Here is a 14,116-nt window from a genome sequence, read left to right as displayed (position 1 = left end):
CGGATGCGTCTCAAATTCGGCCGGCCCGACCGGCGCCATTGCCCGTCGCGCGTGCGCATCCCGCCGCAAACGTGACGCATGGCTTATCCTGAAATCGATCCTGCAGTGTACGCAGTGCAGAAACGTTCGCGACGGACATGCTGCGATCTGGCACCTATGGTCCCGGCGCGGCTCATTTGGCGCTATCATGGCGCGCTTTCTTCGGGTGTGGCGAGTCTGCCGCGCCCGCCGTCTCATCGTCGACATGCGCGGCGCGCCCGAGCTTGCGGCGCGGTATGCGGCGCAAGTTCGCGCCTTCGGGCAAAAAAGTCATGGATGTCATCGTTATCGGCGGAGGAATCGCCGGCATCGCCACCGCTTACCAGTTGCATGCGGCCGGGCATCGCGTCTGCGTGGTCGAGCGCTACGCGACCGTCGCCCAAGGCGCCACTTATGGCCAGGGCGGCGCGCTTCTGCCCTCTCCGCTCGATGTCTGGTTCGGACCGACCTTCATGTCGTCGAACCGCGCGAAGCAAAACGGCATGGTCGTGAAGACCGGCTTTCATAGCGCCGTGCGCGATTTTCTGAAACAACTCGCCATGCTGCGCGAGCCGGACGCGTTCGCGGCGCAATATGCGTTGCTGGAACCGCTCGTCGCGTTGTCGCGCCGTACCGTCGCGGAAATCGAGAGCGCACTGCAACTCGAATTCGAACAGCGGCGCGGCATGCTGCACGTGTTTCGTCACGCGCGCGAACTGGAGGAAGCGCAGCCGGCCATCGATCTGTTGCGGCAGTTCAAGGTGCCGCATCGCGTGCTGACGCCTGAGGAATGCGTCGCGGCGGAGCATTCGGTGCCCGAATATCCCGAATTCGCGGGCGGCGTTTTGCTGCCCGAGGAGCGCACGGCCAATTGCCCGCTCTTCACCAAGCAACTGAAGCAGGTGCTCGAAGACGGCGGCGTGCAGTTCCGCATGAATCGCACGGTAACGGCGCTGCGTCTGGACGATAAGCGCGCGGCCGTCGAACTCGCCGATCCGGACGCGAGCCGCAACAAGCGCAACGAAAATGTCGAGTTGATCACGGCGGACGCCGTCGTGGTCGCGGCGGGAGCCGAGACGCCCGCGCTCGTCAGGAAGTCCACGCCGTGGCTGTATCCGCTGCGCATGCATACGCTCACCGCGCCGATTGCCTACGAAGAGCGCGCGCCGCATCTGACGGTCGTCGATTCGATGAAGCGCATCACGATGACACGTGTGAACCAGCGTCTGCGCGTGGCGGGCGCGGGCGTATTCCAGAGCGCATCCAAGGCCGACAAGCCGCTCGATGCGAGCCTCGCCCGTCGTGCCCTCGACGTGCTCGGTCAGGGCACGCACGACTGGATTCCGGGCGCGGGACGCGTCTCGGCCGCGCGTCCGTGGGAAGGCCTGCGCCTCTTCTCCGCCGATGGCCTGCCGGCAGTCGGCGCGACACGGCATCCGCGTGTGTTCGTGAACGCGGCGCATGGTCCGGCGGGCTGGGGGCTCGCGTGCGGGTCGGCGAAGGTGGTGGCGGACCTCCTGTCCGATGTGACGCCCGAGGTTCCGGAACAGACACTTGCGGCATTGAGTATCGAGCGGTTTTGAAGAGCGCGCGTCCGTGCTCTCGCGTGCTGCGGTGCTAGTGGCTGCGTCGGCTTGGCATTCGGTTTGTGCGAGCCGCGCGCGTCTTTGAGCGACTCACGAAACTTGCGATCCTGGTCGAGCCGAATCGCCACCTGCTTCAGGCACGAACGGTGCGAATCGGCGCAATGTTCGCTGCACGCCTATCATCGTCGACATGACCGATCCCCGACCGCCCTACTTCACGCCCCGCGACGATGCCCTTGCGCTCCTGACGCTCACGGAGCTGCGTTCGCTCGAAGCGCGCGCCGCTGCCGCGCTGCCGCCTCACACGCTGATGGCCCGCGCAGGCGCCGCCGCCGCACAGCTTCTGCTCGATACGCGCGACCTTCATACGAAGAAGCCCGTCTGGATCGTCGCCGGCCCCGGCAACAACGGCGGCGATGCGCTCGTGATGGCTGAGCGGCTTCACCGCGCGGGAGTGACGGTGCGCGTTTGCATGCCGGTCGAGGTCAAGCCCGACGACGCCCGCTGGGCGCTCGAAGCAGCGCGTGCCGCAGGCGTGACGATCGACACCGAAGTCCCCGCATCGTTCGATGAATTCGGCTGGCTGATCGACGGCATGTTCGGCATCGGCCTGACACGGGTGCTGGACGGCGTGTTCGCCGACATCGCGACACGTCTGTCGCAAAGCGCGCGCGATGCCGACAGCCGCGACTATGGCCGAGTGCTCGCGCTCGACGTCCCGAGCGGTCTCGACAGCGACACCGGCGCACCCGTCGCGGGCGGCGCAAGCGTGCGCGCGAACGAGACGATCACGTTCATCGGCGCGAAGCCGGGCCATTTCACGGCGGAAGGCCGCGATCTGTGCGGCACGCTGCATGTCGCAACGCTCGACATCGAGCCGCCCGCCGCGCCTTCCATCGTGCTCAACGTGCCGGCCCTTTTCGCGGCCCACATGCCGCCGCGCGACAATGCGACCAACAAGGGCACATTCGGCACGCTTGCCGTGATTGGCGGCGATACCGGCATGTGCGGCGCGCCCATCCTCGCCGCGCGCATGGCGCTCTACGGTGGCGCGGGCAAGGTCAACGTGGCGTTTCTAGGCGAAGGTGCGCCGTCCTACGATCCGCCGCATCCCGAACTGATGCTGCATCACGTCGACGACTTCGCGCTCGAAAAGATGGACGCGCTTTCGATCGGCTGCGGCATGGGCAAGAGCGACCGCGCGAGAAAAGTGCTCGCCGATGTCCTGAAGCTCGACGTCGCCAAGCTGCTCGACGCCGATGCGCTAAATCTCGTCTCGAAAGACGACGCCCTCGCCGCAGAAGTCGCGGGACGCGGCGCCAGGGGCAATCCGTGCGTGCTCACGCCGCATCCGCTAGAAGCCGCGCGGCTCTTGCAAACCGATGCAAAGGCGGTTCAGGCGGACCGCATCGCGGCCGCGCGTCGGTTGGCAACGCGTTATTCGGCGGTCATCGTGCTGAAAGGCTCGGGCACGGTCATCGCGTCGCCGGATGGCCGCGTCGCCATCAATCCGACCGGAAACGCAGGACTCGCCACCGGCGGCACCGGCGACGTGCTCGGCGGATTGATCGGAGCATTGCTCGCCCAAAAGTTGCCTGCGTATGAGGCGGCGCTGGCAGGCGTGTACTTTCACGGGCAGGCCGCCGAGCATCTGGCGAGCGAAGGCACCGGGCCTGCGGGACTGACGGCGGGCGAACTTGCGCCTGCCGTGCGCAGTCTCATCAATCGGCGCTTCTATAAACGGCAGCAGCGCGCCTGATTCGCGCGAGGCTTGCACGGCGCCGCGATGACGCCTTGCAAGCATTCGTTCATGCATCGTCGCTATACTGCCTCTTGCTTCTTACATTCGAGCATCCGCGGCACCGCTGGTCGCGTTCACGAACTGACTGACGCCACCCGCCAAGCCGCCTTTGCACGAACGTTTCCTTTGTCACTCAGGACTATCGAACCGTTATGACGCTCAAATCGCTACCCGCCTGGTCGGCGCTCCAATCGCACTACGATGCCATGTCCGGCGAGCGCCTGCGCGACTGGTTCGCGCCGCAAAACGACACCGCGCCCACGCGCGCCGAGCGCTTCACGTTCGACGGCGGCGGTATCAGCATCGACTTCTCCAAGAACCGCATCACCGACGCCACGCTCAAGCTGCTCATTCAACTCGCCGAAGAGGCGAAGGTGATCGAGCGCCGCGACGCCATGTTCGCGGGCGATATCGTCAATATCACGGAACATCGCGCGGTGCTGCATACGGCGCTGCGCGCGCAAACCGACGACGCGCCCTTCGCCGAACAGGTCCGCGCCGAGCGCGCGAAAATGGCCGCGTTCGCCGACAAGGTCCGCGACGGCTCGTGGACCGGCTATACCGGCAAGCGTATCCGCCATGTGGTGAACATCGGCATCGGCGGCTCGGACCTCGGGCCGAAGATGGTCGTGCACGCGCTGCATCATCTGGCATCGAAAGAACTCGACACGCATTTCGTCTCCAATGTCGATGGCGCCGATCTCTGGAACGTGCTCCAGCAAGTCGATGCCGAAGAGACGCTCGCGATCATCGTCTCCAAGACCTTCACGACGCTCGAAACCATGACCAACGCGCACTCCATGCGCGATTGGTTCTTGAAGCAGGGCTGCCCGGAAAGCGAGCTTTCGAAGCACTTCGTCGGCGTCTCGGCGAACCCGGCGGAAGTGGTCAAGTTCGGCATCGCGAAAGAAAACGTCTTCGAGATGTGGGACTGGGTCGGCGGGCGCTATTCGCTGTGGTCGGCGGTGGGCCTGTCCATCGTGATCTCGGTCGGACCGAAGAACTTCGACGCGCTGCTGGAAGGCGCGTACGCGATGGATCAACACTTCCGCGAAGCGCCGCTCGACAAGAATCTGCCCGTGCTGATGGGCATGATCGGCATCTGGTATCGCAACTTCTTCGGCTCGCAGAGCGATCTGATCGCGCCTTATTCGCAGGCGCTGCACTATCTGCCTTCGTATCTTCAGCAACTGGAGATGGAAAGCAACGGCAAGTCGGCGACGCTAGCAGGCGGCATGGTCGATTACCCGACCGCTGCCGTGATCTGGGGCGAGCCCGGCACGAACGGCCAGCACGCGTTTTTCCAGATGCTGCATCAAGGGCCGACCATCATCCCGATCGATTTCATCGCCGTGCTCACGCCTGAGCATCCGCTCGTCGATCACCATGCGAAGCTGCTCGCCAACTGCTTCGCGCAAAGCGAAGCGCTGATGCTTGGCCGCACGCTCGAAGAGGCGAAGAAGGTCGCGGGCCCGGGCAAGGAAGAACTTGCCACGCATTTGAGCTTTCCGGGGAATCGGCCGACCACGACCATCATTCTCGATGCGCTCACGCCCGAGGCGCTCGGCGCGCTTATCGCGCTGTACGAACACAAGGTGCTCGTGCAGGGCGCGGTGTGGGACGTGAACTCGTTCGATCAGTGGGGCGTGGAACTCGGCAAGATTCTCGGCAAGGTGGTCGAGGCGGATATCATCGCCGCGAGCACCGATCCGAAGAAGCACGATGCCTCGACCTCCGCGTTGATCGAGCGCGCACGCAAGGCCTTGAAGTACTGACGGCTGGTTGCGTCGTTAAAGCCCGCATCGGCCCGCATCGGTCGATGCGGGCTTTTTTATACGCTCAGGCCATTGACGAGCCGCCCTGCTTCGATCGTCACGGTGGCATCGCAACGTTCGGCGAGTTCGACGTCGTGCGTGACGAGCACGAGCGTCGCGCCGTTGCGTTCGTTCATCGCGAACATGAGATCGATGATGGCATAGCCCGTGGCGGCGTCGAGGCTGCCGGTGGGTTCATCGGCGAACAGCACCGCCGGATGCGTGACGAAGGCGCGCGCCAACGCCACGCGTTGCTGTTCGCCACCGGACAGCAGCTTGGGATAATGCGCCGTGCGTTGCGCGAGACCGACCTGATCGAGCAGCGAGCGCGCGCGCGCGGCAATCTGATCGTGCGGCAACTCCGCGCGCAGTTCGAGCGGCAGCATGACGTTCTCGAGCGCGGTGAGATGCGGCATCAACTGGAACGACTGGAACACGAAACCGACCGCGCCGCTTCTGAGCGCGGCGCGCTGGTCTTCATCGAGCGTGGAAAGCTCCTTGCCCAATAAACGAACCGAGCCCGCGCTCGCGCTGTCCAAACCCGCGAGCAGGCCGAGCAGTGTCGACTTGCCCGAGCCCGATGCCCCGACGATCGCCACGCTGCTGCCCTTCGCGATGGACAGATCGATCTGATCGAGTATCGTGAGCTCGCCCGTTGCGTCCTTCACCCGCTTGCTTAAACCCCGAACTTCGATGACCGGCTCGATATTGTTTTGCATGGACACCCTGAAAAAGAACTGGAGCGCGCGTGCTTGCGTCGCCTTGACAATGCTTGCGGCAAGTTCCGCGCTGCATGCACAAGACGCAGCGACGAACAAGCCTGCAATCGTCGTGCTCGGCGACAGCCTTTCCGCCGAATACGGATTGCCTCGCGATACCGGCTGGGTCAATCTGCTGCGCCAAAGGCTTGCGAAAGAGCGTCTCGATTATAGCGTCGCCAATTCGAGCATCAGCGGCGACACCACGAGCGGCGGACGCGCGCGATTGACCGCCGTGCTCACGCGTATCAAGCCGGCGGTGGTAGTCGTGGAACTCGGCGCGAACGATGCCTTGCGCGGCGTGCCGCTTGCCACCACCGAGACAAATCTGCGTGGAATAGTCGAGGCATCGCAGGCGGCGCATGCGAAGGTTTTACTCATCGGCATGTACGTTCCGCCCAATTACGGCCCCGACTATTCGCAAAAGTTCCACGCCATCTATGAACGCATCGCCAAGGACAAGAACGTGGCGCTCGTCCCTTTCCTGCTTGCCGGGATCGAAAACAAGCCGACGATGTTCCAGTCGGACCAGATTCATCCGACGGTGCAGGCCCAGCCATTGCTATTAGAAAACGTCTGGCCAAGCTTGAAACCCTTGCTGGGCGCAAGTGCGTCGTAACAACGAAGACGCCAGCCGCGACAGCTTTTCCAACAAACGCGGAACACGGCCAAGATTCAGTTATCTGAGACTTTCGCGTAACTCTTATAACCCCGCTCGCAAGAGAGCGCTCTACAAGGAGGTCACGTGAAATACTTCCCTCTGGTTGCATTGACCATCGCGATTTCGGCATGTGCCGCTCAACCGCCCGCAGGCGTGCAGCAAGTCGGCATGAGCGACAAGCCGGTCAAGGCGGTCGCCGAATGCGTCTCGCATGCATGGGCTGACAAGACGCAACAACAAGTCGTGTCGCAAGATACGCTTGCCAACGATCAGGCCGTCGATGTCTATGTGCCGGGTCAGCAGCCGCCGAATGGCGCGGCTGCCGTGGTGCGTCCGAAGTGGTCCGGTCCGGGCTCGTGGGTGGGTTTCCGCGCATCGGGTGCCGCTGGCAGCCAGGCGACGGGCGACATTCAGGCTTGCCTGTAAGGACACTGTTGCTGGTTACATCGGGCAGCAATGAAAAAGCCCCGCGTCCTTTCGGACACGGGGCTTTTTTGTGCGACTGACGTTTTACTGCTTCTTATTGATTGGCCGCAGGCACCGGCGCCTGACTCAGCTTGACCTTCGAGCGCGCCTTCAACGAGTCGATATACGCTTCCATCTCGGCTTGAGCATAGACCTGCGCGATCTGCTGCTGCGCGCCGGCGAGACGATCCGCGGCCACCGCGTTGGCTTTCTCGATACCGTTGACGCGATAGATCGCATAGCCGTCCGTGCCGAGGTCGACGCCGACGTACGCGGGCAACTTCGAGGCATCCGCCTTGAAGATCGCGCTCAACGCGGCAGGCGGCAAGCCCTGCGCGTCGTTGCGCGAGACGATGATCGGTGACGTGAAGCCATCGGTCGACTTCGATTTCTGCAGATCGGCAAGCTTCGTCTGGCCTTCCTTGAGCGCCATCGCAGCTGCGTCTTGCGCGACGACCTTCGTGCGTACCGCGTCCTTCACGGCGTCGAACGCGGGAACGGTCGAAGCCTTGTAGTCGGTCACACGCGCGGCGATCAGCGTGTTGTTGCCTGCATCGACGGCTTGGGTGTTGTTGTGATCTTTCACCGAGTCCGGTGAGAACACGGCCGCCAGAAACTTCGCATTGTTGAGCGGATTGTCCTGCGGCAATTGCGTGTTGAGCTTCGGACCGACCGTAGCGGTCTGAACCGTGAGCTTGTATTTGTCGGCCGCGGGCTGCAGCGACTTCGCCTGTTCGTAGACGGTGTCGGTGAAGCCTTGCGCTGCTTCTGCAAAGCCTTTGCTGCCCTGTTGCGCGGCGTAGTCCTTGGCGAGCGCTTCCTTCACTTCGTCGAACGACTGCGTAACCGACGGCTTGACGTCCGTTGCCTGAATGATGTGGTAACCGAAGTCCGACTCGACGATATCGCTCACTTCGCCCTTTTTCAGGTTGAACGCGGCGTCGTCGAAAGCCTTGCCGCCCGCGATCTGACCGCGCGCGAAGTAACCGAGGTCACCGCCCTTCGACGCCGAGCCCGGATCTTCCGAATTCTTCTCCGCTACTTGCGCGAACTGATCGGGATGCGCCTTTACTTGCGCGAGCAATTGTTCGGCCTTCTGCTTCGCCTTCGCCTTGTCGGCCGCGCTGGCGTCCTTCGGCGCGTTCACGAGGATGTGACTCGCGCGCACCTGACCTTCCGTGCGGTAGCGCTGGATGTTGTCGTCGTAGAACTTCTTGAGATCGGCGTCGCTCGGCTTCGATGCCGCCGCGAGCGTGGACGGCGACAGCACGAGGTACTGAATGGTCGCGGTCTCGGGCGTGGCAAAGTCATTGCGATGCGCGTCGTAGTACGAATGCAGTTGCGCGTCGGTGGGTTGAACTTTCGCGGCGTAATCCGCCGCGCGCAGCGACATGCCCTGCACCGCGCGACGCTGCTCGGACAATTCGGTCAGGCTCTGCGCGAGCGACTTCGAGGTGAACGAAGACTCCTGAATGCTTGCCGGGATCTGCTGATTTGCGATTGTGTAGCGCATGCGCTCGTCGTACTGCGCGGGCGTCATGCCCTGCATGGCGAGCATTTCCTTGTAACGCTCGATGTCGACGGAGCCATCGGGCTTGCGCAGCGACGCGACGATCGGATCGGACAGCAGCGCGCGACGCACGGCGTCGTCGGATGCGGTCAGATGCAGGCGTTGCGTCTCGTCCGACAGCGCGCGCTGTTGCACGAGACTGTCGACCATGGCGGCGCGCGCTTCGGGCGTGTCGAACATGCGGGCGTCGAACTGAGCGCCCAGCATGGAGCGCGCGCGATCCACTTGCTGGCGGAAGGCGTTATCGAATTCGGGGCGCGTGATCTTGTGACCGTTCACGCTGGCGACGTAAGCGCTTTCGTCGAAAAAGTTGCTGAAACCCTGAATCCCGACAATGCCGAGACCCGGCACGATGATCAGGATCAGCAGGGCCATCATCAGGCGCTGGTGATTACGGAAGAAGTCGAGCATGCGTAGCGCTGCGTGGTTAGAACAAAACGCTCGATATTACAACAGCGCGAGGGGAAAAGGCGACAAGTCGGGGTGTAAGGCTTCCGGTGGGAGCCGCGTTTGGTGGTCCATCTATGTTCCAGGAAGCGGAAAATCCTTCGTACTCAAAGGCTTAACCGTTCATGCGGAAGATTCGGCGGCATTATCGCAATGCCTGCAAATTTGGCAATGCACGAGACGCGTCGACGCTGTAAATTGCTTCGGAATCTTAATCAAGAAGCGGAAAAGAGAAAGTCCCGCAAGCTTGTGACTTGCGGGACTCTTTCAGTCGATCCTGGCGGAGCGGACGGGACTCGAACCCGCGACCCCCGGCGTGACAGGCCGGTATTCTAACCAACTGAACTACCGCTCCTTGCTTGATGCTCAACCCTAACTGCTGTGAACCGGAAACTGGTGGGTGCTGAGAGGCTCGAACTCCCGACCTACGCCTTGTAAGGGCGCCGCTCTACCAACTGAGCTAAGCACCCGTTCCGCGATTCAAGCGTTGCTGCTTTTTGCTACTCCGCGCTGACTAGCAGCTCATGTAAGAGTTGCCGTATCCAGCGAGTCCGCTAGTTTAGCGCATCCTTCAGCGCTTTGCCAGGCCGAAATTTCGGCACCTTGGCCGCCTTGATCTTGATGGCCGCGCCCGTGCGCGGATTGCGTCCCGTACGCGCCACGCGCTTGCCCACGGCAAAGGTTCCGAACCCCACGAGCGTCACCGTTCCGCCCTTTTTCAAGGTCGCGCTCACGCCGCCGATCACGGCTTCGAGTGCACGCCCCGCTGCCGCCTTGGAAAGATCGGCTTGCTCCGCGATATGGTCGATCAGGTCAGTCTTGTTCATTGTGATCCCCGAATCTGTAATGGCACGATGTGGTCGATGTCGTTTCGCATCGAAACGAGCAGCATCGATTTTTCGATTCGATGCGCGGCCATTAAACGCAGCCGAAACGGGAGTGTCAACGAGGGTTGCGCCTGATTTCATCTGCTTTGGAAGCACTGCTCGAATTCGTCGACGCAAACAAAAAGACCCCGCAAGCGTGAACCTGCGGGGTCTTTTTTTACGACTTGGGCCGTAAGTGCGACAGCGTCAATGAAGCGTGCTCAGTGCTTCACGAACTCGCCGACAGCCGGACCATCTTTCTTCGCTTCAGCGGCCACTGGCGGCTTGGCTTCTTCTTCCGGCAACGGTGCCGGCGCGCGTTCGAGCGCCAGTTCCAATACGCGATCGATCCAGCGAACCGGAATGATCTCGATGGCGTTCTTCACGTTGTCCGGAATGTCGGCCAGATCCTTGGTGTTTTCTTCAGGGATCAGCACGAGCTTGATGCCGCCGCGATGCGCCGCCAGCAGCTTCTCCTTCAACCCGCCGATAGGCAGCACTTCGCCGCGCAGCGTGATTTCGCCCGTCATCGCGACATCCGCGCGAACCGGAATACCGGTCAGCACAGAAACCAGCGCCGTCGTCATGGCGATACCGGCGGACGGACCGTCCTTCGGCGTCGCACCTTCGGGCACGTGAATGTGGATGTCCTTCTTCTCGAAGGCCTCGTCCGACACACCGAGACGACGCGAACGCGAACGCACTACCGAGCGCGCCGCTTCGACAGATTCCTTCATCACGTCGCCGAGCGAACCCGTGCGGATCACACCGCCCTTGCCGGGCATGACCGCCGCTTCGATCGTCAGCAAATCGCCGCCGACTTCCGTCCACGCAAGACCCGTCACCTGACCGATCTGGTTTTCCTTCGCGGCCAGACCGAAGTCGTATTTGCGCACGCCGAGGAAGGTGTCGATGTTCGTGCCATCGACCTTCACCGCGCCTTCGGCCTTCTTCAGCAACAGCATCTTCACGACCTTGCGGCAGATCTTCGACACTTCACGTTCGAGCGAACGCACGCCCGCTTCACGCGTGTAGTAGCGAATGATGTCGCGGATGGCTTGTTCCGCCACTTCGATCTCGCCGTCCTTCAGACCGTTATTGCGCTTTTGCTTCGGCAACAGATAACGCTGCGCAATGCTGACCTTCTCGTCTTCCGTGTAACCCGAAAGGCGGATGACTTCCATCCGGTCGAGCAGCGGCGGCGGAATGTTCAGCGAGTTCGACGTCGCGACGAACATCACGTCCGACAGGTCGAAGTCCACTTCGATGTAATGGTCCGCGAACGTATGGTTCTGTTCCGGGTCCAGCACTTCGAGCAACGCCGATGCAGGATCGCCGCGGAAATCCATCCCCATCTTGTCGACTTCGTCGAGCAGGAAGAGCGGATTGCGCACGCCGACCTTGGTCAGGCTTTGCAGAATCTTGCCGGGCATGGAACCGATATACGTGCGACGGTGCCCGCGAATCTCGGACTCGTCATGCACGCCGCCAAGCGCCATGCGCACGAATTTGCGATTGGTCGCGCGAGCGATGGACTGCCCAAGCGACGTCTTGCCGACGCCCGGAGGCCCGACGAGGCACAGAATCGGCGCCTTCACTTTCTCCACGCGCTGTTGAACCGCGAGATATTCGAGAATGCGTTCCTTGACCTTTTCCAGACCGAAGTGGTCTTCGTCGAGCACGCGCTCGGCATTGGTCAGGTCGTTGTTGACCTTGCTCTTCTTGCGCCACGGCAGACCAATAAGCGTGTCGATGTAATTGCGCACGACAGTGGCTTCCGCCGACATCGGCGACATGAGCTTGAGCTTCTTGAGCTCGGCGTCCGCCTTCTTCTTGGCTTCCTTCGGCATGCGCGCGGCCGTGATGCGCTTCTCGAGTTCTTCGAGATCCGCACCCTCCTCGCCTTCGCCCAATTCCTTCTGGATGGCCTTGACCTGTTCGTTCAGGTAATACTCGCGCTGGCTCTTCTCCATCTGGCGCTTCACGCGGCCACGGATACGCTTCTCGACCTGAAGGATGTCGATTTCAGCTTCGAGTTGCGCGAGCAAATGCTCGAGGCGTTCGATCACAGGGAACATCTCGAGGATGTGCTGCTTTTGATCGAGCTTGAGCGGCAAATGCGCGGCGATGGTGTCCGCGAGACGACCCGCTTCGTCGATGCCCGACAGCGACGTCAGGATCTCGGGCGGAATCTTCTTGTTGAGCTTCACGTACTGATCGAACTGCGACACGATCGCGCGACGCAGCGCTTCAGTCTCGGCGCTGTCGGCGTGGTCGGGTTCGAGCGGCATCACATCGCAGGAAAACTGCGTTTCCTGTTCTTCGATGGACAGCGTCTTTGCGCGCTGCAAGCCTTCGACGAGCACCTTCACGGTACCGTCCGGCAGCTTGAGCATTTGCAGGATGTTGGCGACACACCCTACTTCGTACATGTCCTTTTCGGTCGGCTCGTCCTTCGCCGCCGTTTTCTGGGCGACGAGCATGATGTGCTTGCCACCTTCCATCGCGGCTTCGAGCGCCTTGATCGACTTGGGCCGCCCGACGAAGAGCGGAATCACCATATGCGGGAAAACGACTACGTCGCGCAGCGGGAGCAGCGGCAACGTGATGCGTTCCTGCGGGAGGAGTTGGGTTCCTGACATTTCATTTCCCCATTAATGGAATCGGTTCGTTCGTAAGTAAGGCCGTTAAGAGCTATTGCAAGCCTTTATCGGAAGGGAAAAGTCGTTAGTCGACGACCTGGTCAGTAACGTCCACAATAAACCGAAAAAATAAACAAAGGCCGTTCACGTTGCCATGAACGGCCTTTCGCCGGGACACAGCCTGCTTCAGTTCGACCCTGCTACTTTCGGTGCGTCTTCGTAGATGAGCAACGGCTTGCCGTCGCCGTCGATCGTGTTGTCGTCGACGATCACCTTCGAAACGCCCTTCATGGTCGGCAGCTCGTACATGACATCGAGCAACGCTTGTTCCAAGATCGAACGCAACCCGCGCGCACCCGTCTTGCGACGAATGGCCTTTTGCGCGATGGCCTGCAGTGCCGCCGGACGAATCTCCAGTTCCACGCGTTCCATGGCAAAAAGCTTGTGATATTGCTTTACCAGCGCATTTTTCGGCTCGATCAGAATCTTCACGAGCGCGGCTTCGTCAAGCTTGCCGAGCGTGGCCACAACCGGCAGACGGCCGATCAGTTCGGGAATAAGACCGAACTTGATCAGATCTTCCGGTTCCACATCCCGCAGTACTTCGCCGGCATCGCGATCCTGCTTGCTCTTCACGCTCGCGCCAAAGCCAATGCCGGTTTTTTCCGTACGATCGGTAATGACTTTCTCGAGCCCGTCGAACGCGCCGCCGCAAACGAACAGGATGTTGGTTGTGTCGACCTGAATGAAGTCCTGGTTCGGATGCTTGCGCCCGCCTTGCGGCGGCACCGAAGCCATCGTGCCTTCGACAAGTTTCAGCAGCGCCTGCTGGACGCCCTCGCCCGACACGTCGCGCGTGATGGACGGGTTATCCGACTTGCGGCTGATCTTGTCGATTTCGTCGATATAAACAATTCCGCGCTGCGCCTTGTCGACTTCGTAATTGCAGTTCTGCAGCAGCTTCTGGATGATGTTTTCGACGTCTTCACCGACATAACCGGCTTCGGTCAGCGTGGTGGCGTCGGCAATGACGAACGGCACGTTCAGCATGCGTGCAAGCGTCTGCGCGAGCAGCGTCTTGCCGGAGCCGGTCGGCCCGATCAGCAAGATGTTGCTCTTCGACAGCTCGATCTCGTCTTTCTTGTCGAGGTGCTTGAGACGCTTGTAGTGGTTGTACACGGCCACGGCGAGAATTTTCTTCGCGCGTTCCTGGCCGATGACGTACTGATTGAGGATGTCGCTGATTTCCTGCGGGCTCGGCAGGTCGGACTTGGTCAGCCCGGCCTCTTCTGCCGCGCCGGCCGCTTCGTCGCGAATGATCTCGTTGCACAAGTCGATGCATTCATCGCAGATGAACACGGACGGCCCAGCGATGAGCTTCTTCACCTCATGCTGGCTCTTGCCGCAAAACGAGCAATACAGCAGCTTTTCGCTGCTGGAACCTTTTTTGTCCGCCATAAATGTGTGAGCCTCCGGACACTCTTGTTA

General features: G+C 61.6%; 11 protein-coding genes and 2 tRNA genes. 5 read left to right on the top strand and 8 right to left on the bottom strand.

Annotated features, from left to right (window positions below; all coding sequences use genetic code 11):
- Positions 1 to 172: 172 nt before the first annotated feature.
- Positions 173 to 313 (bottom strand): hypothetical protein, encoded by a 141-nt coding sequence (locus P9292_RS35050; protein ID WP_250464833.1) that lies wholly within the window; start codon positions 311 to 313, stop codon positions 173 to 175.
- Between P9292_RS35050 and P9292_RS35045 the strand changes: the two genes are divergently transcribed.
- The 3 genes from P9292_RS35045 (at position 312) to pgi (ending at position 5,180) form a co-directional block, all read left to right on the top strand.
- On the top strand, positions 312 to 1,601 hold the full coding sequence (locus P9292_RS35045) for an FAD-dependent oxidoreductase (protein WP_309963701.1): 1,290 nt from the start codon (positions 312 to 314) through the stop codon (positions 1,599 to 1,601). The two genes, P9292_RS35050 and P9292_RS35045, sit on opposite strands and share 2 nt — an antisense overlap.
- A gap of 193 nt (positions 1,602 to 1,794) precedes the next feature.
- Positions 1,795 to 3,363 carry an NAD(P)H-hydrate dehydratase gene (locus tag P9292_RS35040; protein ID WP_309963699.1) on the top strand — a complete coding sequence of 523 codons (1,569 nt, stop codon included), beginning with the start codon at positions 1,795 to 1,797 and terminating at the stop codon, positions 3,361 to 3,363.
- Positions 3,364 to 3,557: 194 nt separating this feature from the next.
- Complete coding sequence (gene pgi, locus P9292_RS35035) at positions 3,558 to 5,180, top strand: glucose-6-phosphate isomerase (RefSeq protein ID WP_309963697.1); 1,623 nt, start codon at positions 3,558 to 3,560, stop codon at positions 5,178 to 5,180.
- Between the two features lie 56 nt (positions 5,181 to 5,236).
- On the opposite strand, the gene P9292_RS35030 is transcribed toward pgi, so the two are convergent.
- Entirely contained in the window at positions 5,237 to 5,938 is a 702-nt protein-coding gene (locus P9292_RS35030) for an ABC transporter ATP-binding protein (RefSeq protein ID WP_244827920.1), read from the bottom strand.
- Here P9292_RS35030 and P9292_RS35025 point away from each other — a divergent pair.
- Positions 5,937 to 6,596, top strand: coding sequence for an arylesterase (locus tag P9292_RS35025; protein WP_370652113.1), 660 nt, complete (start codon positions 5,937 to 5,939; stop codon positions 6,594 to 6,596). The two genes, P9292_RS35030 and P9292_RS35025, sit on opposite strands and share 2 nt — an antisense overlap.
- A gap of 126 nt (positions 6,597 to 6,722) precedes the next feature.
- The gene (locus tag P9292_RS35020; RefSeq protein ID WP_244827921.1) at positions 6,723 to 7,064 is read left to right on the top strand and encodes a hypothetical protein; all 342 of its coding nucleotides are present in this window, start codon (positions 6,723 to 6,725) and stop codon (positions 7,062 to 7,064) included.
- Between the two features lie 94 nt (positions 7,065 to 7,158).
- On the opposite strand, the gene P9292_RS35015 is transcribed toward P9292_RS35020, so the two are convergent.
- The 6 genes from P9292_RS35015 to clpX form a co-directional block, all read right to left on the bottom strand.
- On the bottom strand, positions 7,159 to 9,084 hold the full coding sequence (locus P9292_RS35015) for a SurA N-terminal domain-containing protein (RefSeq protein WP_309963696.1): 1,926 nt from the start codon (positions 9,082 to 9,084) through the stop codon (positions 7,159 to 7,161).
- A gap of 314 nt (positions 9,085 to 9,398) precedes the next feature.
- A tRNA-Asp gene (locus tag P9292_RS35010) sits at positions 9,399 to 9,475 on the bottom strand.
- Between the two features lie 39 nt (positions 9,476 to 9,514).
- Positions 9,515 to 9,590: transfer RNA gene (locus P9292_RS35005), tRNA-Val, on the bottom strand.
- Positions 9,591 to 9,674: 84 nt separating this feature from the next.
- Positions 9,675 to 9,953 (bottom strand): HU family DNA-binding protein, encoded by a 279-nt coding sequence (locus P9292_RS35000; protein ID WP_309845217.1) that lies wholly within the window; start codon positions 9,951 to 9,953, stop codon positions 9,675 to 9,677.
- A 254-nt stretch (positions 9,954 to 10,207) separates the two neighbouring features.
- Positions 10,208 to 12,628, bottom strand: a complete 2,421-nt coding sequence (gene lon, locus P9292_RS34995; RefSeq protein WP_244827924.1) for an endopeptidase La — start codon at positions 12,626 to 12,628, stop codon at positions 10,208 to 10,210.
- Between the two features lie 186 nt (positions 12,629 to 12,814).
- Positions 12,815 to 14,086 (bottom strand): ATP-dependent Clp protease ATP-binding subunit ClpX, encoded by a 1,272-nt coding sequence (gene clpX / locus P9292_RS34990; protein ID WP_244827925.1) that lies wholly within the window; start codon positions 14,084 to 14,086, stop codon positions 12,815 to 12,817.
- Positions 14,087 to 14,116: the final 30 nt, after the last annotated feature.

Origin of the sequence: Caballeronia sp. LZ001 (assembly GCF_031450875.1) — a bacterium.
In the GTDB taxonomy this organism is placed as follows: Bacteria; Pseudomonadota; Gammaproteobacteria; order Burkholderiales; family Burkholderiaceae; genus Caballeronia.
The sequence above is the reverse complement of the archived record's forward strand: the minus strand, read 5'-3'. Positions and strand labels throughout refer to the sequence as shown.